We start from the raw sequence: 21753 nt of genomic DNA, 5'->3' as shown, positions 1-21753 counted from the left end.
AAAAATCATCAATATCAAAAATTTTTATTTCTTCTCTTCCTTATTGAAATACACCAAATAATAATACATCTGTCGATCTTCGTCCCAGCCTTTTTCAATGAATTTCTCTGCACTTTCGCCACTCACAAAATCCATTTTGATTTGCACATGCGTATCTAAGTTGATAACGCTTTTTACCTTTTTCCGTGCATCGGTAACGGCTGAATTGGAAATGGGAAAATTGGCTAAGTCTTCAATTTTATATTTGGGTGCTTGTTGCTCTTTGTAGTGTTTAAACTCCGGTTGTAAATCTGGATTTTCGATGACTTCGCCGATAAACTTTTGCTCATCAAAATTATCATTACTCGCAAAATGATTCATCGCACGATTCATAAACAAAACTTCTTGCTGCTTGTCTTCGGCTGGTAAAACTACATCTTTGGCAAAGTTCTCACAGAACTTTAAATACTTCTTTGTGTAGAAATTTTCATCTTGAAAAAAGTCGACTCCCAAGAAGCTTTCCAGCCAATATTTGGTGTCGTATTTATTGGAATCTACCGAAAGAATTTTGTAGCCTTTGTCTTGCTCTTTGTTGATAATCAGCGCACCTTTGTCTAACTTGTTCAAATACACGCCTTGTTGAAGAATGATGTCTAGGTTGTTTTCTTTTTCAGTAAATTGAAGGAAATCGTGCTTCAATTCTGATTTAAAAATACCCACAGCATCTACCTTTTCATTGTCGATGATTACATTTTCAAAATAAGTCACATACACTTCTCCACCTTTTATGTGTTGGTGAAGCGATTGCTCGTACAACAAGGTGGTAATTTTTTTAGAAACTTCATGCGCTTGTAAAGGATTCAAAAAAATCTCGTTTACTAAATTGTACAAAGCATGAAATTCTAAATCGGTTTCATGTACAAATTGGTAGTAATTTTCTTCTTTATCGCGAAACGATTTCAAGAAATACTCTTTAATAAGCGGATTCAATTCGTCTGAAAGTGGATAAGCTTCTTTTGAAATAAATAAGTTTTCATTTCGGCTTTTATTGCCCACACGGTGAACAGAAAGGCTTTCAATTTGTGCTGAAAATAAGTTGATCATCGAATTTTAATTTTGCGCAAATATGCAAAATCTTACCCAGCTATTGTAGGCTTGTGAATAACTTAAATTGCTAGGTGTTTTTACTTAAAACGTATTTCAGTTCAAGTGATCTTGCATTTTTTGGTAGATTGTATTCCAATAAATTATAACAAAATTGCTGACTATCAATATGTAAAGAGCCTGAAAACTTTAGTTATTTCATGAAATGGAAACAATGAAAATAAACAGAATAAATAATGAATCAAATAAAATCATTATTTTTGAGATAAATTAAATCGAATTATTATGGATACAACCGCTCAAATAAAAAATGACTTGATTTCAAGAATTAAGGAGTCAGAAGATTTAACTTTCCTAAAAGCGCTACAAACCATAATTGATTCATCTGAAAAAGCTTTATATCAATTGTCTACAGGACAAGAAAATTCGATTTCGATTGGTAGAGCACAAATTAAAAATGGTCAGTTTTCTCTAAATGAAAAGGTAATTTCAGAAATGAAAGAATGGCTAGAAAAAAAATAATTTGGTCCGATATAGCGAAAGCAGAATTCAAAGAAAATTTAGAATTTTACACAGAAAGAAATAAATCTGCTGAGTATAGTCTGAAATTACTTGCTAAAACAGAAAATTTATTAAACACCTTAGCTGAAAGTGAGTTTATAGGTCGATTAACTTCAAATAGGAAAACCCGTGTAATACCAATGAGCGTATTTCTGATTTTTTATGAAATACATAAAGACACCATTGAAATTGTATCATTTTGGGATAATAGACAAGACAATTTTAAACGAAAATTTTGAAGTAGTCCGAAATTTTTCTCTGAGCTTTGAGACTTCGTGGTTTGATTATCTCACCACAGAATTTTTTGCCTACATATTAGGGACAAAGAGTTCATAAAAGCAAAAGAGTAAAATTGCAAGCAAATAAAATTCAGTCCTAATTGATGATAAAATAATCAATCAAAACTAATTCCAATTTTGGTCAAAATCAAAATCGTCTAAATTTTCAAAATCATCATTTTCAAAGCCATCTTCAAATTCGTCATCAAAATCGTCTAATTTTTCAGCTTCAAATTGTTTTTCTGGTGGCGAATCAGGCAGTTGACCTTGAGCAAAAAGCAAGTTGGGGTAATCGGTAGTATCAACTGGAGTGGCAATGTCGGCTAATTCCACATAGAACGTCCACATGTTTAAAAAATCGTACACGTAAATCAGCTTGGTTTGTTCTTTAGATAAAACATCACTTAGCTTGGTTTCGTTCATTAAACGTGAATTAGCTTGACCTTCACCCACATCAAAAAGGACGATTTCTTCGCCTTGATTCCATTCTTCATCGCTTACGTAAAACGAAGCCATTTCGGTACCATCAAAACCGAAAGATTGGTTGATGACGTTGTGTAAATCTTCTAAAGAGTTGTCTTCTTTGATTTCGATATCTCTAAAAACATCGTCTAAAACATCTAATATTGCGCGAATTCTGAAAATTCTCATGTTGTAATCTTTTGTTTTGTTGAAATTATGCGGTCTTCAATTTGGCTTTGTAAGCTTGCATAAAGATATAAAATTGTACGCCAAAAAACAGAGCTGCCATGACTAAATGAAGCGCTTGCATACCAAATAGGAAATCTAAATAATACATGGCAATTCCTGAAAGCACTTCTATTCCTATGAAAAGGATGAGCAAGTTTGTCCATGAAAAGCCTAAATTCTTCTTTTTGTTGATGTACCAAATTCCCAAATTAATCAATACCACCAAAATAGAAAAGGAACGGTGAATGTAAAATTTGATTCCAGGGTCGTCTATCCAAAGTATTTTCCCTTCACTTCCGTTGGCACGAACCATTTCGTCTACGCTTTGGCGTACTTGCGTTCCTAAAGCAACTTGTATCAACGAAAGCAAAATCCCGATGCCCAGTAAGTTTCTAAATAATTTTGTGGATACTTGATTTTCGTTTCTTTCTTTGGTTGTACTCAGCAAGTAAATTAACAAGGCTGTAATAATAAGCGCTACCAACATGTGCATGGTAATTCTTGCAGGCAATAATTCAGAATATACCACGGTGGCACCTAACCAAGCCTGAAACAACAACAAGCCTAAAGTAAAAAAAGAAACCAAAGTAATGCGTTTTTTCACTTTCCATTTTTTAATGGAAAGCAAAGCCATAATCAACACGGCTAAGCCCGATAAAGCACCCAACAAACGATTGATGTATTCTATCCACGTATGGGTGGCATTAAAAGTAGAGTAGGAGTGTTTCTCGTATTTTTTCCAGTTAGTTGTATTGAATTCTTTTGAAGAAGTAAAATCGCTTTGTGCTACTTTTAAGCTTTCTTCATAGACAATAATTTGTCCTTCAAAATAATCTTGGTTGGCTTGCCAGGTAATTTCAGCTTCTTCTGTAGGTGGAATTAAATAGCCAAAACATTTTGGCCAATCCGGACAACCCATTCCGCTGCCAGTCATGCGCACCACAGCACCAGCTACAATCACCAAGTAAACGATAATTAATGATATTTTAACCCATTTTCTATACATCTTCTTTCTTTTGTAAGGCAATGCCTGATTTTTCCGCTTCTTGCATCAAAAATTCCTTTGCCGCTTCATATTCATTGGGAATCTCTCCGTCTAAAATGGCTTCTTTTACTTTTGATTTCAATTCACCAACTTCTCTTCCCGGACTTAAATCAAACCATTCAATAATCTCTGTACCTGAAATGGGTGGTTGAAAATTTCGAACATGGTCGCGTTCTTCTACTTCTTTTATTTTCTGACGAACCTTTTTGAAATTTTCATGATATCGTTTGAAACGTTTAGGATTTTTGGTAGTGATATCGGCTTCGCAAAGCATCATTAAATCTTCTAAGTAATCTCCTGCATCAAAAATAAGTCTGCGTACTGCAGAATCGGTGGTTTCTTCATCGACCACTGCAATTGGTCTTGAACTTAGCAAGACTAATTTTTGAACAAACTTCATTTTATCATTCAATGGGAGCTTCAGACGTTTAAAAATTTGAAACACCATTTTGGCTCCCATAAATTCGTGACCATGAAAAGTCCAACCGTTTCTTTTGGTGAATTTTTTGGTGGGTGCTTTGCCTATATCGTGAAGCAATGCCGCCCAACGCAACCACAAATCGTCGGTTTCTTGTGCAATGTTATCTACCACTTCTAAAGTATGCCAAAAATTGTCTTTGTGCCGCTGACCATCGATTTCGTCAATTCCTTTTAAAGCGATGAGTTCAGGTAAAATTGTATGCAACAAGTTGGTTTTGTGCATCAATTTTAAACCCACCGAAGGAACTTCACTCAACATAATTTTGTTGAATTCCGTCATTAACCGTTCTTTAGAAACAATTTTTATGCGGTCTGCATTTTTGGTAATGGCATCTAAAGAATGATTTTCAATTTTAAAATTCAATTGGCTTGCAAAGCGAATGGCGCGCATCATTCGTAAGGGATCGTCAGAATAAGTTATATCTGGATTCAATGGAGTTTTAATCAACTCTTGACCTAAATGTGAAATGCCATCAAATGGATCCAACAAATCGCCAAAATGCTTTTGGTTAAGTTGAAGCGCAAGTGCATTGATGGTAAAATCACGTCTATTTTGGTCGTCGGTTAGCGTTCCTTGTTCTACTTCTGGATTGCGGGAATTTTCGTTATAGGATTCTTTTCTAGCACCTACAAATTCAATTTCGGCATCAAAAGCCTTCAACATGGCCGTGCCGTAGGTTTTAAAGATTTGTACTTTGGGTTTGTTCGGAATTTTTGCAGCTACCAATTTAGCCAATTCAATTCCGTTGCCCACCGCAACAATATCAATATCGTTTTTATTTCCGCGTTTCAAAAAAAAGTCTCTAACAAATCCACCGATAACAAAAGCAGGCAAATTCAATTCATCTGCAGCTTCGGATACAATTTCAAAAATGGGATGCGTTAAGGCTTCTTTATAATTTGGTGTAGGCATACTAATTACTTTCTAATCACTTCTACTTTTCCGTCGAGGTCTAATTTAATTATGGTTGATGGTTTGTTGTTTTTAACATCTCTATCAAAATCAACAATATAATCTACACCATCTTTTATGGTTTGGCTTATTTCATTGAAATGTAGAGGTGTTGGCTCACCACTAATGTTTGCTGAAGTTGAAACCAATGGTTTTCTGAATTTCTTCAATAGCTTATTGCAAAAAGCATTTCTACAAACCCGAATTCCTAATGTGTTGTCGTCGTTAATTACATTCATCGCCACACGAATAGGGTCGGGATAAATAATGGTGGTAGGTTTATCGGCATACTTCAAAATATCGTATGCCATTTCAGGGATTTCTTCTACATATTGATTCAGCATTTTGAAATCGCTTACCAAGCAAATTAAAGACTTGGCTTCGGCTCTTTTTTTCAAAGCAAAAACTTTATCTACTGCTTCGGCATTGGTAGCGTCGCAGCCAATTCCCCAAACGGTATCGGTAGGATATAAAATAAGTCCGCCGCGTTTAAGGACTTGTATGGTTTTTTCGATTTCTTCGCGCATTTCAATTTTTTTGCAAAGTTAAGCCTTTGAAGTTTATTTAGCTTGTAATAGAAGTGCTTTAAGGAAAAAATTAAACTTATATAGTCATTTTTGAATGAAATGCTATTTGAGCAAAATAAAATCTTATTCCTTGTTTTTTTGCTGAAGCTCATAAAGCTTTAGGTATTTCAGAAAAGTAGCATGAAAAGCTTGTACACAAATGACAAATCCGTAAAGTCCGTCTAAGAAACCAAGTTTTAAAAAATAGGACTTTAAAAATGCCCAAGTTGGTCTAAAAACGATTTTCCAAACGGAAGATTTTTTCCCTAATTGATAATATGCATTTGCTGAAATAGTTGAAAATCGATCTACTTTTTGGTTGTGTTCTGTGAAATCTCGGTAAATCCAATGCAGAATATCACCTTTTAGTTTCCCGATGCTTTTGGAATTGTAAACGCAGTAACAATCATGCGGATTAATGCCTTTCCATTCGCCTTTTCCCTTTTTAAATAAGCGAATTTTTTTATCGGGATACCAATGCGAATGCTTTACCCAATATCCAGCATAATTGTTTCTTCTATTGCAAAAATATGCATCGTATTTCCAATCTTTTTTGATCGCTAGAATGGATTCTTGTAACTCTTTAGAAAGTGCTTCATCTCCATCTAAGGACAAAATGTAGTCATGTGAAGCTTTGGTAATTGCAAAGTTTTTTTGCTCTAAGTAACCAAGAAATTTTTGTTCGATGAACTTGACTTCAAATTTTTGACAAATCTGTTTTGTGTTGTCGGTTGAATACGAATCTATTACTACTATTTCATCTGCAATTCCTTGTAGAGATTGCAAGCATTTTTCCAGATGCTCTTCTTCGTTAAAAGTAATGATAACAGCAGAAAGTTGATGCATATTAAAGGATCAGTCAATTTGGTATTGATAAAATACTTTGCCAAAAGTACTATATAAACTAATTAAACTAAAATTTAGTTTATGGATTGTATACAAATCTACTTTACCAAAAAGCTTTTTAAAAAAAAGTATATTTGCGGGATTCAATATAACTATGAAACATCACTTTCAAATTCAAGAACAATTCAAATCCATTGAAAGAGAAATCCTTTCTTTTATAGATAATTTTGATAATGAAGGCGAAAGCATTTACAAAGGCACTCGAAACGAATTAAAAGTGAAACCAATAGGTAATTTGAAAGTGAACATTAAACGCTTTAAAAAACCGCATTTGGTAAACCAAATTGCATACCGTTGGTTCCGAAAATCGAAAGCGGAACGTTCTTATTTATTTGCTAATTTACTTTTAGAAAAACAGGTTGGAACTCCACTGCCTTTAGCGTATCAGGTAAATTTTACATCTTTTGGAATTGGAAAAAGTTATTATGTAAGTGTGCAGCAAGCACACGATTTAACCTATAGAGAATTAATACATAATCCAAACTATCCCAATCGAGAAAAAATTTTACGGGCGTTTACACAATTTACTTTTCACTTTCACAACCAAGGTGTATTTTTCTTGGATCATTCCCCTGGAAATACCTTAATTGAAATTAAACAAGATGGAACCTATGGGTTTTATTTGGTTGATTTAAACCGAATGCAGTTCAAAGTTTTAACCTATGAAGAACGCCTAAGAAATTTTGCTAGACTAACGCCTAAAAAGGAAATGTATCGCATTATGGCAGATGAATATGCTAAACTGATTCAAAAAGATCCAAAGCAAGTTTTTGAACAAATTTGGAGTGAAGTGGAAGCCTTTAGAACCAAATTCAATAAAAAACACGAACTCAAAAGTAAGCTGCGTTTCTGGAAGTAATTTTTAAGTTTAAAAATGATTACCAAAAGGATACATTAAAAAAGCCCAACAGAAAATGTTCAGTTAGGCTTTTAAATTTTGTACTTGTATTTTAAACAGCTACATCATACGTTCGTAACGCATCGTTTAAGGATGTTTTTTTGTTGGTGCTTTCTTTGCGTTTTCCAATGATTAACGCACAAGGAACATTAAATTCTCCAGCAGGAAATTTTTTGGTGTAACTACCTGGAATCACTACTGAACGAGCTGGAACAATTCCTTTCATTTCTTTGGGTTCGTTGCCAGTAACATCTATAATTTTGGTAGAAGCCGTTAAAACAACGTTTGCGCCTAAAACTGCTTCTTTTTCTACGCGAACGCCTTCAACTACTATGGAACGCGATCCTAAAAATGCATTGTCTTCAATAATTACAGGTGCAGCTTGTAAGGGTTCTAAAACACCACCGATTCCAACACCACCGGAAAGGTGAACGTTTTTTCCAATTTGTGCACAACTTCCTACAGTTGCCCAGGTGTCTACCATAGTTCCTTCATCTACATAAGCACCGATGTTTACGTAGCTCGGCATCATGATTACTCCGCTAGAAATATATGCACCATGTCTAGCAACTGCATTCGGTACTACACGAATCCCACGTTCTTTGTAACCTGTTTTTAAAGGCATTTTATCATGGTATTCAAAAATTCCCGCTTCCATGGTTTGCATTTTTTGGATAGGGAAGTACAAAACCACTGCTTTTTTAACCCATTCGTTTACTTGCCAGCCGTTTTCAGTAGGTTCTGCACAACGCAATTTACCTTGGTCTAAAAATTCAATGGCTTCTCGAATGGCAGAAATAGTCTCGCTTTCTTTTAACAATTCTCGGTTATCCCAAGCTTTTAGGATGGTTTCTTTAAGTGAATTCATTTATTTTTTTTTGCAAATATAAAGCTTCAATTAGCAAAAGTATTCAATTGTTACAGAAGTATTACCTTTGTGCAAAATTTTGAAAATGGGTCGGATAATGGCAATCGATTTTGGAATGAAACGCACAGGTATTGCTGCAACTGACGAAATGCGTTTGATTGCTTCTGGTCTTACTACGGTTTTAACCAAAGACTTAATGTCCTATTTAGAAGATTACTTCAACAATGAAAAAGTTGATGAATTGGTTGTTGGTGAGCCTACTAATGCCAACGGAACAGCTTCACCCATAGAACGAAATATCGCTTTTTTTATCGAAGATTTTCAGAAGAAGTTTCCGAGCATTTCAGTAAAAAGAGAAAATGAACGCTATACTTCAAAAATGGCATTTCAAACCATGATTGATGGCGGATTGAAGCGAAAAAAAAGAAGAGACAAAGCAACGGTTGACCAAATTAGTGCTACGCTAATTTTACAATCTTACATTCATTAATACATGCCGCATTTTTATAACAAACAAGAACAATATTTTATAAGTGTGAATTTTAAAGTCATGTATTCCAGTTTACGAATACAAAAGCACTTAAAAAAAATCAAACTCTTTTGGTTGCGGCTAAGTTCAAAACCAAAATACGTCATTGGTAGAAATCCGTATACGCGATTGGAATCCTTTTATCGAGACAAATTAAACAAAGATTTAGACCAGACGGATTATTGGTTACGCAGTCAAAAAATATTTTTTAAACCTTTAGAAATTAAAAAATCAGCTTCTATTGAAAAAAAATATACAGCTTTAAAAAACATCAGTTTTAAAGAATTTATTCATTTCTTGCCAGAAGTGTATATGAATAATAGGCATTTGCATCCGCAATATAAAATTTTCAAAAATTTAAAAGTCGAAAAGAAATTCAAAATGGAAGCTGAAGAAGATAAACATTTCATCGAAGAAAATTTGAAATTAGACTTGAGTAAAAAGGCAAATACAACCGAAAAAGCTAAATTTGATTTGCAGTGGAATGATACCATGTACAAAATTGTAAATAAACTCTATAAAGACGATTTCGAGTATTTTAATTACCCAAAAAAATAATCTATGATACTTCCTATAATAGCTTACGGAAATCCAGTATTAAAAAAGAAAGCTAAACCCATTACACCTGATTATCCTAAATTGAAGGAATTAATCGAAAACATGTGGGAAACCATGTACAACGCCAGCGGTGTTGGACTGGCAGCGCCACAAATCGGGCTTCCAATTCGCTTGTTTGTTATTGATGCTTCGCCTTTTTCAGAAGATGACGATTTGATAGAAAACGAACAAGAAGATTTAAAAGACTTTAAAAAAGTATTCATCAATCCTACTATTTTAGAAGAAGAAGGAAACGATTGGGATTTTAATGAAGGTTGCTTGAGCATTCCAGATGTTCGGGAAGATGTGTTCAGAAAACCCAAAATTAAAATTGAATATTTTGATGAAGATTTCAATAAACATGTTGAAAAATTAGATGGTTTAGCTGCGCGTGTGGTTCAACATGAGTACGACCATATTGAAGGCGTTTTGTTTACTGATAAACTTTCTGCTTTCAAAAAAAGATTAATCAAAGGCAAATTGGCTAACATTGAAAAAGGAAAGGTTAATGTAAGCTACAATATGAAGTTTCCAAAAGCCAAAAAAAGAAGATAATTAAAAATAAGGGCAAATAAAATATGGCAGTTAACAACTTAGATTGCATATTTGCCAACCAAAAAAAATAAACATGGACATCAATAAAATTTTATCCATAGGAGGACGCCCAGGTTTATGGGAAATGAAAGCGCAAACCCGCGGTGGTGTGTTAGCTGAATCTTTGATAGATGGAAAAAAAATACCGGTTAACGTAAAAAACAACATCAGTATGTTGGGTGAAATTTCCATTTATACCTATGCTGAAGAAATTCCGTTACGTGAAGTATTTCAGAAAATAGGAGAAAAGGAAAACTTTGAAAAGAGCATTGATCCGAAGACTTCTAAAAATGAAATGATTGCCTATTTCAGAGAAGTTTTACCTGAATTTGATGAAGATCGCGTTTACCAAAGCGACATCAAGAAAATCATTCAATGGTACAATACCTTAATTGAAAAAGGATTTACCACTTTTGTTGAAGAAGAAGATGAAACCGAAGAAGAAAAAGTAGAAACCCAAACAGAAGAAGAAAATTCTACTGAAAAGTAAAAAATAAATTAATTGTATTTTTAAACGGTCTAAGCAAATTTAGGCCGTTTGTTATTCTAGAATCTTTTGAAATTAAAACAACTAAAACAAGACTTTGCTGCAGAACTAGTCAGCATATATCCTCAAACTGAAATAAGAACTTTCTTTAATTGGCTAGTTGAAGCTTATCTAGGCTGGAATACTACTCAAGTTTTATTAAAAGCTGACGAAACAATTGCAGATGAAAAAATTAAACTTTTTGAACAGGCTTTAACAGAATTGAAGAAGCAAAAACCCATTCAATATATCTTAGGCGAAACCGAATTTTTTTGTTTGCCTTTTCGAGTTACCGAAGCGGTTTTAATTCCACGTCCTGAAACGGAAGAATTAGTTGAATGGGTTTTAGAAGATTATAAAAACCATGATAGAAGTCTTAAAGTTGTTGAAATAGGAACAGGCAGCGGTTGCATTGCTATAAGTTTGGCAAAGAACAACAAAAACTTACAACTCACCGCCTTCGATATTTCTGCGGAAGCACTTGAAATTGCAAAAGAAAATGCAAAACTAAACCAGGTAAAAATCGAATTTATACAGCAAGACGTGTTGGCTTTAGAAAACCTTCCCATGCAAACAGATGTTATTGTTTCTAATCCGCCTTATGTAAAGCAAGACGAAAAACACGGCATTAAAGCTAATGTTTTAGATTTTGAACCGCATTTAGCTTTATTTGTGGAAAATGAATCTGCTTTGGTGTTCTATGAAAAAATTATTGAATTGGCTCTAGCACAAGAAAAAGTGCCTGCGGTTTATGTAGAAATCAATCAGGCTTTAGGTGAAGAATCCAAAAATTTATTCAGTCAAGCTGGTTTTAAAAAAGTGGTGTTAAAAAAAGATATCTTCAACAACCCGAGAATGATTAAAGCTGAGTTTTAAGCTGTAAGTTAATGGGTATTTCTATATTTCTTTAAAATAGAAAGGAATCGTTTGGCGACTTCTACTTCATTGTATTCTGTGCGCAATAGCTTTTCTGCTGCCACGCCTATTTTTTTAATCTGCTCAGGATTTTCTTTTAAATCGGTTATTTTCTTTGCCATAACTTTAGGCGAATTTTCACAAAGTACAATGTTTTCATTTTCAGTAAAAAGCTCCTTAATACCATGTGTGTCTTTACTTAAAATGCATTTTCCGATGGAAGCATAATGATAAACTTTGTTGGGAATCACCATATCACTTTTTTTAGAATCTCCAAAAATACCCAAGCAAATATTAAAAGTGTTGATTAACGGACTTAGCTCTTCGTAACTTACTTTTCCATGAAAATGAATATTGGTAAGTTTCCATTTTTTGGCTAAGGCTTTGGCTTTTTTAAAGGTGTAGCCGTTTCCAATAATTTCGAAAAAAATATCTTTTCTATCTCTTAATTCATAAGCTGTTTCCACAATTTTATCAGTTCCTTGTAAGGGAATGAAACTGCCATAAAATCCAACTACTAATTTTTTGTCTTTATGTGTTTCTTTTTCTTGTTTATAAAATGTTTGTGTGTCTGCACCGATGTATAAGGTATGTACTTTTTGTGCATTCAACTTAAATTTTTCGATAAAATAAGAACGATGTGCATTGGTATCGCTCAGAAGAATATCGGCTTTGGTAAACGGAATTTTATCTAAATAATATTTAACAGGCAATTTCCAAAATTGTCCATAATCAGCTTTGGTAAGGTATTTTGAAATTAAAGGGTCGAATACAATGGGTTTTGAAGTATGTTTTTTTACATAGCTAACATCGCTATGTCGCATTGGCGGAATGTAAATAAAATCGACTTCGTTACTTAATTGCTTTAATTTATTTAGATTCTCGGCATTGCCTTTTACAATTTTGAATTCGATGATTTGCACATCTTTTAATTGTGCCAATCCAGCTTTTATTACTTTCACTCGATTGTAATCTAATTTTGATTTGCCTGCAAAAAGTATCTTCATGTTTTGTTTCTAAAATTAAAACAAAGGTAGTAGTTATTGTTTGTATAAAGAAGCGAACTTAATCTGCCTTATTTTTTGTTTTAAGTTGTAACACGCGCAAGGGATTGAAATGTTAGCCTGCAGCGAAAAACACTTTAGTTTTGTTGTGGTTTTGGGGCGACTTTAGAAGCTACTTAACCACTTATAAAACTTTGTTTTTGCGAAGCCTATGAAATGGAAAGCCCGACCCCGATTAACAATCGGGGTTGCGCCCAAAAAAACATTCTAATTTTAGTGCTGTACAAAAATGGAAGTTTTTGTATTTTCGTTTGATGAATGCGCAAGATTTAAAAGCTCCAATTGAATATTTAAAAGGCGTTGGTCCCGCTCGGGCCGATTTGTTGCGCACTGAACTCAATATCCATTCGTTTCAAGATTTGTTGAGTTTGTTTCCCTACCGTTACATAGACCGTACTCAGTTTTATAAAATTTCGGCTTTGCAAAACACCAATGCGGAAGTGCAGATTATCGGTAAAATTACGGCTGTGAAAATGGTTCCACAAAAGCGTGGAAAGCGTATGGTAGCTGTTTTTGAAGACGAAACCGGTCAGATGGAACTGGTATGGTTTCAAGGTCATAAATGGATTCGAGAAAACATAAAAACCAACACGCCTTATCTGGCTTTTGGAAAGTTGAAATGGTTTGGAAACAAGCCCAGCATGCCGCATCCTGAATTGGATTTGTTGGAAGATTTTGAAAAAAAGAAAGCACAACGCATGCAACCGGTTTATCCGTCTACTGAAAAATTGCAAAAACGGGGTTTAACTAACCGGAAAATGAACACGATGACCTTCAATTTGTTGAAGCAGTGTACCAAAGGATTTACCGAAACTTTGCCTGAAGAAATCCGTGAAAAACATAAGTTAGTTTCGAAAACCAAAGCCATTTTTGATGTTCATTTTCCGGCATCGGTACAAGATTTAGAAAGAGCTCGGTTTAGATTGAAGTTTGAAGAGTTTTTTTATGTTCAGCTGCAACTCATTCGTAGAAATTTAGTTGCCAAACATAAAATTAAAGGCTTTCCCTTTCCTGAAGTAGGTGATTATTTTATGGATTTTTATAAAAATCATTTGCCTTTTGAACTTACCCATGCTCAAAAACGAGTTTTGAAAGAAATCAGGAAAGATTTGCGCAGCAACGCACAAATGAATCGTTTGTTACAAGGCGATGTAGGTTCAGGGAAAACCATTGTTGGTTTTTTAAGCATGCTCATTGCCATCGGAAATGGATACCAAGCTTGCATGATGGCGCCTACCGAAATTTTAGCGATACAACATTTTGAAGGCATTTCTGAATTAGCTGAAAAAGTTGGGTTGAACGTGAAATTACTTACGGGTTCGACTAAAACCAAAGAAAGAAGATTATTACATGAAGAGTTAGCTTCTGGCGAATTGCACATCTTAATCGGTACCCATGCGTTAATTGAAGACAAGGTGAAATTTAAAAACTTGGGCTTAGCCATTATCGATGAGCAGCATCGTTTTGGCGTGGCTCAACGCGCTAAACTCTGGAAGAAAAATAGCTTACCGCCACATGTAATGGTCATGACGGCAACACCAATTCCACGGACTTTAGCCATGAGTGTGTATGGCGATTTAGATATTTCGGTGATCGATGAATTGCCACCCGGTCGAAAACCTATAAAAACAGTTCATCGGTATGATGCAAATCGTTTAAAGGTTTTTAAATTTTTAAAAGATGAATTGACCAAAGGCAGGCAAGCTTATGTGGTTTATCCATTAATTGAAGAATCGGATAATTTTGATTACAAAGATTTGATGGATGGTTACGAAAGTATTGTGCGGTATTTTCCCAAACCCGATTACCAAGTTTCCATAGTTCATGGTAAAATGAAACCCGAAGATAAAGCTTTTGAAATGCAGCGTTTTGTAGAAGGGAAAACCCAAATTATGGTGGCTACAACGGTAATTGAAGTCGGCGTAAACGTGCCCAATGCCAGTATTATGCTAATTGAAAGTGCGGAGCGTTTTGGCTTATCGCAATTGCATCAGTTGCGTGGTAGAGTAGGTCGTGGAGCAGAACAGAGTTATTGTGTTTTACTTACGGGCCACAAATTGAGCAAGGACGGAAAAACCCGACTTGAAACCATGACCCAAACCAACGATGGTTTTAAAATTGCTGAGGTAGATTTAAAATTACGCGGTCCTGGCGATTTGATGGGAACTCAACAAAGCGGTGTTTTGCAATTAAAAATAGCCGATTTGGTTCAAGATGGTTCCATTTTGGCATTGGCCAGAAAAGAAGCTCATGTATTGTTGAAAGAAGATCCTAAAATGCTGTTACCGAAGAATAGCATGGTCAATTTTACCTATCAAACCAACATGAAAAACAAGCAATTGTGGAATTATATTAGTTAGCCTAATTTTCATTAAAGATTTTTCTTCGTGTTCTTTGCGAATCCTTTGCGGACTTTGCGAAAAAAAAAGGGATTTCTTTATAAACTGTTGAATTTTATTGTTTCCTGAAATTATGTCGCTCCTAACGGAGCTATTGTGATGTTGCTCCTCACGGAGCTATTAATTGTATTTATTCAATGAATTTAAATAAATATTTTTCATCATAATCAATTTCAAATTTTTCTAAAAATTCAGTATATTCATCTTTGAAGGTTTTCACTTTGTGATGTTTTTCTTGGTTATTGATATACTTAATTACAGTATCTAACTGAGATTGTGCATATGAAAAAGCTCCAAAACCACCTTGCCATTGAAATTTCCCTAAAACCAATCCTTTTTCATTGATCCATTTAGATGAATTTGCCTTTATGCTCCTTACCAGTTCTGAAATTGAAATATTTGGTTTTATACTCACCAAGATATGTATATGATCAGCAACTCCACCAATAGCATAAACTTTTTGTTGCTTAGCATTGACAATACCACATATGTATTTATATAGTTCATCTTTCCATTTTTTATGAATTAGATTTTGTCTACCCTTAACAGTAAATACGATTTGTATATAGACTTGTGTAAATGTATTAGCCATAATTTATCTTTAAATAAAAGCTAGTTAATCAATTGCAAAACAACATATTAAAATTCAAAAAATAAAGATAGAAAAAATAATATTAAGCTCTGTAGGAGCGAAATAACAATAGCCCCATTAGGGGCGAAATATCATTAACAAAAGCATGGTAAAGTAATTCAACCCCGTTAGGGGTGACATTCCCAATTCTGAATTTACCTAATCCCTAATAAAATGATAATCTTTAGATGTAATTCACCATCTACCTTAATTTTGTTTAAAAATAAAGCATTTGATTACAAAAAGCATTCAAGAAGATATTCAAGAAATAAAAAGCAAGTTAAAGCAGTCCTACATTATAAAAGAAAAAACCACTGCTTTTACGAGGAAGCTATTTTTATGTTTATTCGATTCCGATACTGCGGTTAATGAAACCCTACAAAAACTGGAAACATCTTTTGAAGAATTAGCCGATTTAGTTTGCTACAAACCAGAGCAGACTTGTAGGAATATTTGGGAAGATTACATTTCTGAAATTCCCAAAATACAAAAACAACTTAATGAAGATGCGCAGTTTATATTAGAAAACGACCCAGCAGCACATTCCTTAGCAGAAGTATATCTTGCCTATCCAGGTTTTTACGCCATTGCTACTTATCGTTTAAGTCATGCATTGCTAAAATTTGGTCTTCCATTGGTTCCAAGATTAATGGCAGAATGCGCTCATAGTACTACTGGAATTGACATTAATCCGGGAGCAGAAATTGGAGTTCCATTTTTTATAGACCATGGAACCGGAGTTGTAATTGGGGAAACATCTCATATTCAAAATCATGTAAAAATTTACCAAGGAGTAACTTTGGGAGCACATTCAGTAGATAAATCTATGCAAGAGACCAAGCGCCATCCAAGCATTGAAGATCATGTTACTATTTATGCCAATGCTACTATTTTAGGAGGTAAAACAGTAATTGGGAAAAATTCAGTTGTTGGAGGAAATGTATGGTTAACTAGTTCTGTGGCGCCAAATTCTATTGTTTCAAATCAGAGTAAAACCGATATTAAAACACAAAAGCATGTCGACTAAGATTATAGATTTAGTAGGAAACACTCCATTAGTAGATGCATCTAGTTTATTGGAAAATAAAAATGTAAAACTATTATTGAAGTTAGAAGGTCACAATCCTGGTGGTAGCGTAAAAGATCGTGCAGCTTTAAACATGATTCAATCTGCTTTAGAACGGGGAGAAATTGATAAAAACACAAAATTAATCGAACCCACTAGTGGTAACACAGGCATTGCTTTAGCTATGATTGCAAGTGTTTTCGGCTTATCCATTGAATTGGTCATGCCCGAAAATTCAACTATAGAACGGGTAAAAACCATGCGTGCTTTTGGAGCAAAAGTAACTTTAACCAGTGCTGATGTTGGAATAGAAGGTGCAAGAGATTTCGTTGAAGATAAAGTGAAAACTGGTAATTATTATATGTTCAACCAATTTGCCAATCCTGATAATTGGAAAGCACATTATAAAACTACAGGACCTGAAATTTGGCGAGACACAAACCAAAAAGTTACCCATTTTGTTTCTTCTATGGGAACAACCGGAACCATCATGGGAACATCTACTTTTTTGAAAGAGCAAGATAAAAACATTCAGATTGTAGGAGTACAACCAAGTGATGATGCTCGTATTCCTGGTATTAGAAAGTGGAAACCCGAATATTTACCTAAGATATTCGATGCATCTCGAGTAGATCAAATTATAGAAGTGAATGAAGATGATGCTCGACAAATGGCAAGAAAGTTGGCTTCACAATTGGGTGTTTTTTCCGGGATGAGTAGTGGTGGAGCTACAACTGCCGCTATCAAATTAGGTAATTTCTTAGAAAGTGGAGTGATTGTGAGTATTGTCTGTGATCGTGGAGATCGATATTTGTCATCAGATTTATTTGAATATTAGCAACTTGTATTCTTATAAAATGCAGTAAGCAATTTAATCAGACGAAATGAATAATTTTTGTTCAAAAAAAAGTTTGAGAACTCAATAAAAAGATTAAATTTGCACCCGCAATAAAAGTTCATATACATTATGCGAAAGTAGCTCAGGGGTAGAGCATCACCTTGCCAAGGTGAGGGTCGCGGGTTCAAATCCCGTCTTTCGCTCAAAGAACATATCCTGCTCGGATGGTGGAATTGGTAGACACGTTGGACTTAAAATCCAATGGCCATTATGGCCGTGCGGGTTCAAGTCCCGCTCCGAGTACAAAGCCTGCAATTTTTTGCAGGCTTTTTTTTTGTTCAATAAATTTTTATGCGGGTTCCCCCGAAGTTTCGGGGCCGCTCCGAGTGCAAAGCCTGCAATTTTTTGCAGGCTTTTTTTGTTACAGTAAATTTTTATGTAGGTTCTTCCGAATTTCTGGAGCCGATTCGAGTACAAGAACTTGTTAATCAGTAATTAACAAGGTTTCCTTGTTTGCAATATATTCTATCGTTCTTTTGCTTAAAATTTTTAATCTCCCCTAATCAATTTATCAGTACTTTTAAATCTTCACATTTAATAGCTGTATTCTTATGAAAAAACTACTCATCCTTAGTTTTATATTTTTGGTTTCCTGTAGTCTTAACTTCTCAAGCGACGATCGGTATATGTGGATGGAAAATGACGACAAACAGCTAGCAGCATGGCTTCAAAAACAAGATGAAAATTACATTAAATTTAAATCGAATTACGAAGACACATCTCTTTTTTTCAAAAAACAAAATGAAGAAGTTAAATCGGATTCTTTAGTACTTAATCTTAAAACAACAATCGGAAACTACTTCTTTTATGAAGCCCAAGATGGGATTTATTACCAGCATGATGAAGAAACAGAAAAACCCACTTTGTTTTTAAGTTCAGATGCGCTTCAATTTGAACCAAAGTTATTGGAAACTAATTTCAGCAATTATTTAATTATAAAAGGGTCTCGTTTTTTAAATGATGAAGTAGCTCTTCAGGTTTGGGATATTGAAAATAAACAGCTGATTGCAGATTTCATTATTTACGATTTTCCTAAGGCACAAGCAACTTCTAAATTTCTTTATTTCTTTGAAGCTGACGATGAAGGCAAGACTGTGCTTAAGAAATTTGATTTTGAAAAGCAAACTATAGATTTACTGGATTTAAAAAGTAAATTCTCTTTACAAGTTATCAATTCTTCAAGTCTTATTACTCAACTAAAAAACGAATTTTACTTGTATACAGATCAGACTGAAAAGGATGAACCCAAAACAATTGATTTTGAAAATGAGTTCGATTTTTTCGGTGCAAGCGATGAAACTTTGTTTTTTTATGACAATCAAATGGATTTTACTGCCTTTTATAGCTACGATTTGCAGAATGATAAAGTGAAGGAAATTTTTAAGATGGATAAAAAAATTAGCATCGAAAAATGCATTCTCAATAATGGATTTATCTACTTCAGTTTTATTGAAAAAGGGAAAAGCAATTTATTCAGTTTTGATATTCATAATCATAATTACAAGCCGATTTTTAGAAATGAATTAGCAAGAATTCAATTTAAAAAATATACAGAGACATCGATTAAAATTGACTACACTTCTTTTCATATTCCAAATATAAGCTATGAATTGAAAGCAGATAGTTCTTTAGTTAAAATCACAGAAAATTTGACACCTGAGTTATCCAATTTCAAAATTGAACAAAAGTGGGTCAAAAATCAAAGTGACAGTATACCAATGATTTTCTACTACAAAGACTCCTTATTAAACAGCAATTCGCCTTTGCTTTTACATGTGTACGGCGGCTTCAAACAAAGTGTAATGCCAGCTTATTCAGAACATATCAATTTATTTGTACAAAATGGTGGTGTTTATGCTATTGCAGGAGTACGCGGCGGTGGAGAAAATGGAATTAGCTGGCATACTTCCGCTACGCTAGAAAACAAGAAAAATAGCTTTGCTGATTTTGGAAAATGCTTAGATTTTATTTCAGAACATAAGATTTCTAAACCAAAAAAAATCGGAATTTATGGATTTTCAAATGGAGGGTTAATTATTAACGATGCCATTTTAAACCACAGCGAAAAATTCAAAGTTGCCGTAAGTATATTTGGTTTGTCAGATATGGTCAATTTCGATAAATATGACCAGCCCAAATGGTATAATGAATTTGGCTATCCAAAAAATAGATCGATAAAAAAATACCTAAAAACTTATTCGCCTTTGCATCAATTGAAAAAAATCTCGAATCAAAATTTAGAAGTTTTACTCATTACTGGTGATAAAGACGATCGCGTATCGCCATTTAATTCCTATAAATTTGTACATGGTTTGCAAGAATTTGAAAATGAAGCTTACTTGAAAGTTTTTCAAGATGTGGGTCATCATTTCAAGGGTGAAAAACTAAACCAACTCTACGATGAAGCATATTCGTTTATGTTATATAATTTAGAGACGTGAATTTTAAGTTAATGTTGGATAGTACATGACAAAAACTCGAATCTAATTCTAAATGTTTGATCAGCAATACTTCACAGGTCATTGAGACCTGTGAGGTCTAAATCGCATAAGATTAAAAACCTGTATGTACATGATTAAGTGATTTTTTTATCGTGTACTAAGCTAATATTGATAATCAATTAGTTATAAATAAATCTCAATTCTTATTTCTAACAGCACAGCGGTCTATTATCTTTTTGGAATTATAAAGTTTAAGGAAATAAGACAAGTAGTTTGGATATATTCCAAAATAAACTATATTTGGTAGGTAAATACATTTGATATGAAAGCTGACTTACCCTTAGAAGTAAAACGTTTTAAACAAATCCGTGAAGAGCAAAATTTAACCCAAGCTGAATTTGCCGAAGTACTTGGCATCAAAAATTCTACTGCCGATATTGAACGCGGAAAAACCCGTTTATTAGGAAGTGTGGTAGCTCAACTTTTAAAAGAATATCAAATTAATCCGCTTTGGTTGTATGGCGAAAGTTTTCAGAAAGAAATCAGTCTGCAAAACCAAAGTATGATGCCGAAAGTGGTAACGGTGAACAATAGCGACCAAGAAAACTTATTGTTGGTCAATCAAAAAGCGGCGGCGGGTTATCCGCAAAACCTTCAAAACAACGAATACTACCAACAACTTCCTGCTTTCGATTTGCCTTTGCCGCAATTTAGAAATGCTACTTATCGTGGTTTTCAGGTTGAAGGCGATTCCATGTTACCCGATTTGCGTCCAGAAGATTGGGTGTTGGCAAAAGCAGTAGAAAATTTAGCGGAAGCCAAACAACATAAAATTTATGTTTTTGTATTACAAGATTCGGTTTTGGTGAAGAAGTTGCACAAAACCCAAAATCCAAGCACGGTGGTTTTATTATCCAGCAACGAAACTTACCCACCTTACGAAGTGGAAATATCCAGTATTCAGGAATTGTGGGAAGTAAAAAGTAAGCTTACTTTCACCTTAAATGAAAATTCAGAAAATACGGTGTTAAAAAAGTTAGAAGCTTCTATGGAAGATTTAAAAGAACAATTAGCTTCGTTCAAACAATCTTCTTAATTACAAACTATGGATTTTAAATCGCTTTTTTCCTTTTTGGAAAAACTCACCAAAAATAACTCCAAAGACTGGATGGATGCACATCGAGACGAATATGAAAAAGTTCGTGATGCGTATATCGAGTGGCTCAATAACATGGACATTAAGTTGGCAGAAATCGATGAAGATTACTACCACACCACGGGGAAAAAAGCCATCAACCGCATAAACAACAATCTGTTATACCATCCCAACAAACCTACTTACAAAGATCATTTTGGTGCAGGATTAGACAAACGACCAAAAACCAGCGATTTTTATATTCACTTGGGTGTAAATGAATGTTTTCTGGCTGGGGGATTTTATAGACCTAAAGCAGAATTTTTAAAAAGTATTCGCGATGCCATTGATTACAATGGGGAAGTTTTGAAAGAAATAATTGAACAACCCCAATTTCAAAAACTGTTTGGTGGTTTAATGGAAGATGAAAAGTTGAAAACTTCCCCCAAAGGATTTTCAAAAGATCACCCACATATCGAATTGCTTCGGCATAAAAGCTTTGCAGCGCACCGGCCTATTTCAAGAAAGCAAGTGTTGAGCAAAGATTTTGATGAATTGGTTATAGAAACTTACCAAGCCATGCTACAATTTAGAAGGTATTTGAACAAAGCGGTAACGGTTTAGAAACTAG

General features: G+C 34.2%; 23 protein-coding genes and 2 tRNA genes. 16 read left to right on the top strand and 9 right to left on the bottom strand.

Features of this window, described 5'->3' with window-relative positions:
- Positions 1 to 24: 24 nt before the first annotated feature.
- A complete protein-coding gene (locus IEV72_RS07455) occupies positions 25 to 1083 on the bottom strand; it encodes a nucleoid-associated protein (RefSeq protein WP_188458475.1) in 1059 nt (352 codons plus the stop codon).
- A 285-nt stretch (positions 1084 to 1368) separates the two neighbouring features.
- Here IEV72_RS07455 and IEV72_RS07450 point away from each other — a divergent pair, with 285 nt between their 5' ends.
- On the top strand, positions 1369 to 1605 hold the full coding sequence (locus IEV72_RS07450) for a hypothetical protein (protein WP_188458474.1): 237 nt from the start codon (positions 1369 to 1371) through the stop codon (positions 1603 to 1605).
- Positions 1587 to 1883, top strand: coding sequence for a type II toxin-antitoxin system RelE/ParE family toxin (locus tag IEV72_RS07445; RefSeq protein WP_188458473.1), 297 nt, complete (start codon positions 1587 to 1589; stop codon positions 1881 to 1883). Before IEV72_RS07450 ends, IEV72_RS07445 begins: the two co-directional genes overlap by 19 nt.
- 165 nt (positions 1884 to 2048) lie before the next feature.
- On the opposite strand, the gene IEV72_RS07440 is transcribed toward IEV72_RS07445, so the two are convergent.
- The 5 genes from IEV72_RS07440 to IEV72_RS07420 form a co-directional block, all read right to left on the bottom strand.
- The gene (locus IEV72_RS07440) at positions 2049 to 2573 is read right to left on the bottom strand and encodes an IS1096 element passenger TnpR family protein (protein ID WP_188458472.1); all 525 of its coding nucleotides are present in this window, start codon (positions 2571 to 2573) and stop codon (positions 2049 to 2051) included.
- A gap of 25 nt (positions 2574 to 2598) precedes the next feature.
- Entirely contained in the window at positions 2599 to 3618 is a 1020-nt protein-coding gene (locus IEV72_RS07435) for a COX15/CtaA family protein (RefSeq protein ID WP_188458471.1), read from the bottom strand.
- A complete protein-coding gene (locus IEV72_RS07430; RefSeq protein ID WP_188458470.1) occupies positions 3611 to 5050 on the bottom strand; it encodes a CCA tRNA nucleotidyltransferase in 1440 nt (479 codons plus the stop codon). Before IEV72_RS07430 ends, IEV72_RS07435 begins: the two co-directional genes overlap by 8 nt.
- A 5-nt stretch (positions 5051 to 5055) precedes the next feature.
- Complete coding sequence (locus tag IEV72_RS07425; protein ID WP_188458469.1) at positions 5056 to 5616, bottom strand: L-threonylcarbamoyladenylate synthase; 561 nt, start codon at positions 5614 to 5616, stop codon at positions 5056 to 5058.
- 123 nt (positions 5617 to 5739) lie between these two features.
- On the bottom strand, positions 5740 to 6501 hold the full coding sequence (locus tag IEV72_RS07420; RefSeq protein ID WP_188458468.1) for a glycosyltransferase family 2 protein: 762 nt from the start codon (positions 6499 to 6501) through the stop codon (positions 5740 to 5742).
- Positions 6502 to 6655: 154 nt separating this feature from the next.
- Here IEV72_RS07420 and IEV72_RS07415 point away from each other — a divergent pair, with 154 nt between their 5' ends.
- On the top strand, positions 6656 to 7420 hold the full coding sequence (locus IEV72_RS07415) for a Kdo domain containing protein (protein WP_188458467.1): 765 nt from the start codon (positions 6656 to 6658) through the stop codon (positions 7418 to 7420).
- Positions 7421 to 7511: 91 nt separating this feature from the next.
- Here the strand turns inward: IEV72_RS07415 and IEV72_RS07410 are convergent, their stop codons facing one another.
- Positions 7512 to 8327 carry a 2,3,4,5-tetrahydropyridine-2,6-dicarboxylate N-succinyltransferase gene (locus IEV72_RS07410; protein WP_188458466.1) on the bottom strand — a complete coding sequence of 272 codons (816 nt, stop codon included), beginning with the start codon at positions 8325 to 8327 and terminating at the stop codon, positions 7512 to 7514.
- A gap of 85 nt (positions 8328 to 8412) precedes the next feature.
- On the opposite strand from IEV72_RS07410, the gene ruvX reads away from it, so the two are divergent.
- The 5 genes from ruvX to prmC all read left to right on the top strand — a co-directional run bounded on the left by ruvX (position 8413) and on the right by prmC (position 11449).
- A complete protein-coding gene (gene ruvX, locus IEV72_RS07405) occupies positions 8413 to 8817 on the top strand; it encodes a Holliday junction resolvase RuvX (protein ID WP_188458465.1) in 405 nt (134 codons plus the stop codon).
- A 3-nt stretch (positions 8818 to 8820) separates the two neighbouring features.
- On the top strand, positions 8821 to 9414 hold the full coding sequence (locus IEV72_RS07400; protein ID WP_188458464.1) for a sulfotransferase family 2 domain-containing protein: 594 nt from the start codon (positions 8821 to 8823) through the stop codon (positions 9412 to 9414).
- Between the two features lie 3 nt (positions 9415 to 9417).
- Positions 9418 to 10008 (top strand): peptide deformylase, encoded by a 591-nt coding sequence (gene def / locus IEV72_RS07395; protein ID WP_188458463.1) that lies wholly within the window; start codon positions 9418 to 9420, stop codon positions 10006 to 10008.
- Between the two features lie 73 nt (positions 10009 to 10081).
- Entirely contained in the window at positions 10082 to 10537 is a 456-nt protein-coding gene (locus IEV72_RS07390) for a DUF5606 family protein (protein ID WP_188458462.1), read from the top strand.
- Between the two features lie 66 nt (positions 10538 to 10603).
- Positions 10604 to 11449, top strand: coding sequence for a peptide chain release factor N(5)-glutamine methyltransferase (prmC, locus tag IEV72_RS07385; protein WP_188458461.1), 846 nt, complete (start codon positions 10604 to 10606; stop codon positions 11447 to 11449).
- An 8-nt stretch (positions 11450 to 11457) separates the two neighbouring features.
- On the opposite strand, the gene IEV72_RS07380 is transcribed toward prmC, so the two are convergent.
- Positions 11458 to 12495, bottom strand: a complete 1038-nt coding sequence (locus tag IEV72_RS07380) for a glycosyltransferase family protein (RefSeq protein ID WP_188458460.1) — start codon at positions 12493 to 12495, stop codon at positions 11458 to 11460.
- A gap of 311 nt (positions 12496 to 12806) precedes the next feature.
- Between IEV72_RS07380 and recG the strand changes: the two genes are divergently transcribed.
- A complete protein-coding gene (recG, locus tag IEV72_RS07375) occupies positions 12807 to 14912 on the top strand; it encodes an ATP-dependent DNA helicase RecG (RefSeq protein ID WP_188458650.1) in 2106 nt (701 codons plus the stop codon).
- 169 nt (positions 14913 to 15081) lie between these two features.
- Here the strand turns inward: recG and tnpA are convergent, their stop codons facing one another.
- Entirely contained in the window at positions 15082 to 15543 is a 462-nt protein-coding gene (gene tnpA, locus IEV72_RS07370) for an IS200/IS605 family transposase (RefSeq protein ID WP_188458459.1), read from the bottom strand.
- A gap of 271 nt (positions 15544 to 15814) precedes the next feature.
- Between tnpA and epsC the strand changes: the two genes are divergently transcribed.
- From epsC to IEV72_RS07335, 7 genes are all read left to right on the top strand, one after another.
- Positions 15815 to 16609: a serine O-acetyltransferase EpsC gene (gene epsC / locus IEV72_RS07365; protein WP_229731832.1), complete on the top strand. Its 795-nt coding sequence runs from the start codon at positions 15815 to 15817 to the stop codon at positions 16607 to 16609.
- A complete protein-coding gene (gene cysM, locus IEV72_RS07360; protein WP_188458458.1) occupies positions 16599 to 17486 on the top strand; it encodes a cysteine synthase CysM in 888 nt (295 codons plus the stop codon). The genes epsC and cysM overlap by 11 nt, the downstream gene beginning before the upstream one ends.
- 131 nt (positions 17487 to 17617) lie before the next feature.
- Positions 17618 to 17689, top strand: a tRNA-Gly gene (locus IEV72_RS07355).
- Positions 17690 to 17704: 15 nt separating this feature from the next.
- A tRNA-Leu gene (locus IEV72_RS07350) sits at positions 17705 to 17789 on the top strand.
- Between the two features lie 308 nt (positions 17790 to 18097).
- Positions 18098 to 19987 carry a prolyl oligopeptidase family serine peptidase gene (locus IEV72_RS07345; RefSeq protein ID WP_188458457.1) on the top strand — a complete coding sequence of 630 codons (1890 nt, stop codon included), beginning with the start codon at positions 18098 to 18100 and terminating at the stop codon, positions 19985 to 19987.
- A 322-nt stretch (positions 19988 to 20309) separates the two neighbouring features.
- Positions 20310 to 21083 carry a LexA family transcriptional regulator gene (locus IEV72_RS07340; RefSeq protein WP_188458456.1) on the top strand — a complete coding sequence of 258 codons (774 nt, stop codon included), beginning with the start codon at positions 20310 to 20312 and terminating at the stop codon, positions 21081 to 21083.
- Positions 21084 to 21092: 9 nt separating this feature from the next.
- Complete coding sequence (locus tag IEV72_RS07335) at positions 21093 to 21746, top strand: DUF2461 domain-containing protein (protein WP_188458455.1); 654 nt, start codon at positions 21093 to 21095, stop codon at positions 21744 to 21746.
- Positions 21747 to 21753 lie beyond the last annotated feature (7 nt).

The organism is Psychroflexus planctonicus, assembly GCF_014640195.1.
GTDB classification, from domain to species: Bacteria; Bacteroidota; Bacteroidia; order Flavobacteriales; family Flavobacteriaceae; genus Psychroflexus; species Psychroflexus planctonicus.
The sequence above is the reverse complement of the archived record's forward strand: the minus strand, read 5'-3'. Positions and strand labels throughout refer to the sequence as shown.

Excerpts from the sequence above, each read along its gene's own strand:
- IEV72_RS07455 (WP_188458475.1), bottom strand. The coding sequence starts at position 1,083 with ATGATCAACTTATTTTCAGCACAAATTGAAAGCCTTTCTGTTCACCGT.
- IEV72_RS07450 (WP_188458474.1), top strand. The coding sequence starts at position 1,369 with ATGGATACAACCGCTCAAATAAAAAATGACTTGATTTCAAGAATTAAG.
- IEV72_RS07445 (WP_188458473.1), top strand. The coding sequence starts at position 1,587 with ATGGCTAGAAAAAAAATAATTTGGTCCGATATAGCGAAAGCAGAATTC.
- IEV72_RS07440 (WP_188458472.1), bottom strand. The coding sequence starts at position 2,573 with ATGAGAATTTTCAGAATTCGCGCAATATTAGATGTTTTAGACGATGTT.
- IEV72_RS07435 (WP_188458471.1), bottom strand. The coding sequence starts at position 3,618 with ATGTATAGAAAATGGGTTAAAATATCATTAATTATCGTTTACTTGGTG.
- IEV72_RS07430 (WP_188458470.1), bottom strand. The coding sequence starts at position 5,050 with ATGCCTACACCAAATTATAAAGAAGCCTTAACGCATCCCATTTTTGAA.
- IEV72_RS07425 (WP_188458469.1), bottom strand. The coding sequence starts at position 5,616 with ATGCGCGAAGAAATCGAAAAAACCATACAAGTCCTTAAACGCGGCGGA.
- IEV72_RS07420 (WP_188458468.1), bottom strand. The coding sequence starts at position 6,501 with ATGCATCAACTTTCTGCTGTTATCATTACTTTTAACGAAGAAGAGCAT.
- IEV72_RS07415 (WP_188458467.1), top strand. The coding sequence starts at position 6,656 with ATGAAACATCACTTTCAAATTCAAGAACAATTCAAATCCATTGAAAGA.
- IEV72_RS07410 (WP_188458466.1), bottom strand. The coding sequence starts at position 8,327 with ATGAATTCACTTAAAGAAACCATCCTAAAAGCTTGGGATAACCGAGAA.
- ruvX (WP_188458465.1), top strand. The coding sequence starts at position 8,413 with ATGGGTCGGATAATGGCAATCGATTTTGGAATGAAACGCACAGGTATT.
- IEV72_RS07400 (WP_188458464.1), top strand. The coding sequence starts at position 8,821 with ATGCCGCATTTTTATAACAAACAAGAACAATATTTTATAAGTGTGAAT.
- def (WP_188458463.1), top strand. The coding sequence starts at position 9,418 with ATGATACTTCCTATAATAGCTTACGGAAATCCAGTATTAAAAAAGAAA.
- IEV72_RS07390 (WP_188458462.1), top strand. The coding sequence starts at position 10,082 with ATGGACATCAATAAAATTTTATCCATAGGAGGACGCCCAGGTTTATGG.
- IEV72_RS07380 (WP_188458460.1), bottom strand. The coding sequence starts at position 12,495 with ATGAAGATACTTTTTGCAGGCAAATCAAAATTAGATTACAATCGAGTG.
- recG (WP_188458650.1), top strand. The coding sequence starts at position 12,807 with ATGAATGCGCAAGATTTAAAAGCTCCAATTGAATATTTAAAAGGCGTT.
- tnpA (WP_188458459.1), bottom strand. The coding sequence starts at position 15,543 with ATGGCTAATACATTTACACAAGTCTATATACAAATCGTATTTACTGTT.
- cysM (WP_188458458.1), top strand. The coding sequence starts at position 16,599 with ATGTCGACTAAGATTATAGATTTAGTAGGAAACACTCCATTAGTAGAT.
- IEV72_RS07345 (WP_188458457.1), top strand. The coding sequence starts at position 18,098 with ATGAAAAAACTACTCATCCTTAGTTTTATATTTTTGGTTTCCTGTAGT.
- IEV72_RS07340 (WP_188458456.1), top strand. The coding sequence starts at position 20,310 with ATGAAAGCTGACTTACCCTTAGAAGTAAAACGTTTTAAACAAATCCGT.
- IEV72_RS07335 (WP_188458455.1), top strand. The coding sequence starts at position 21,093 with ATGGATTTTAAATCGCTTTTTTCCTTTTTGGAAAAACTCACCAAAAAT.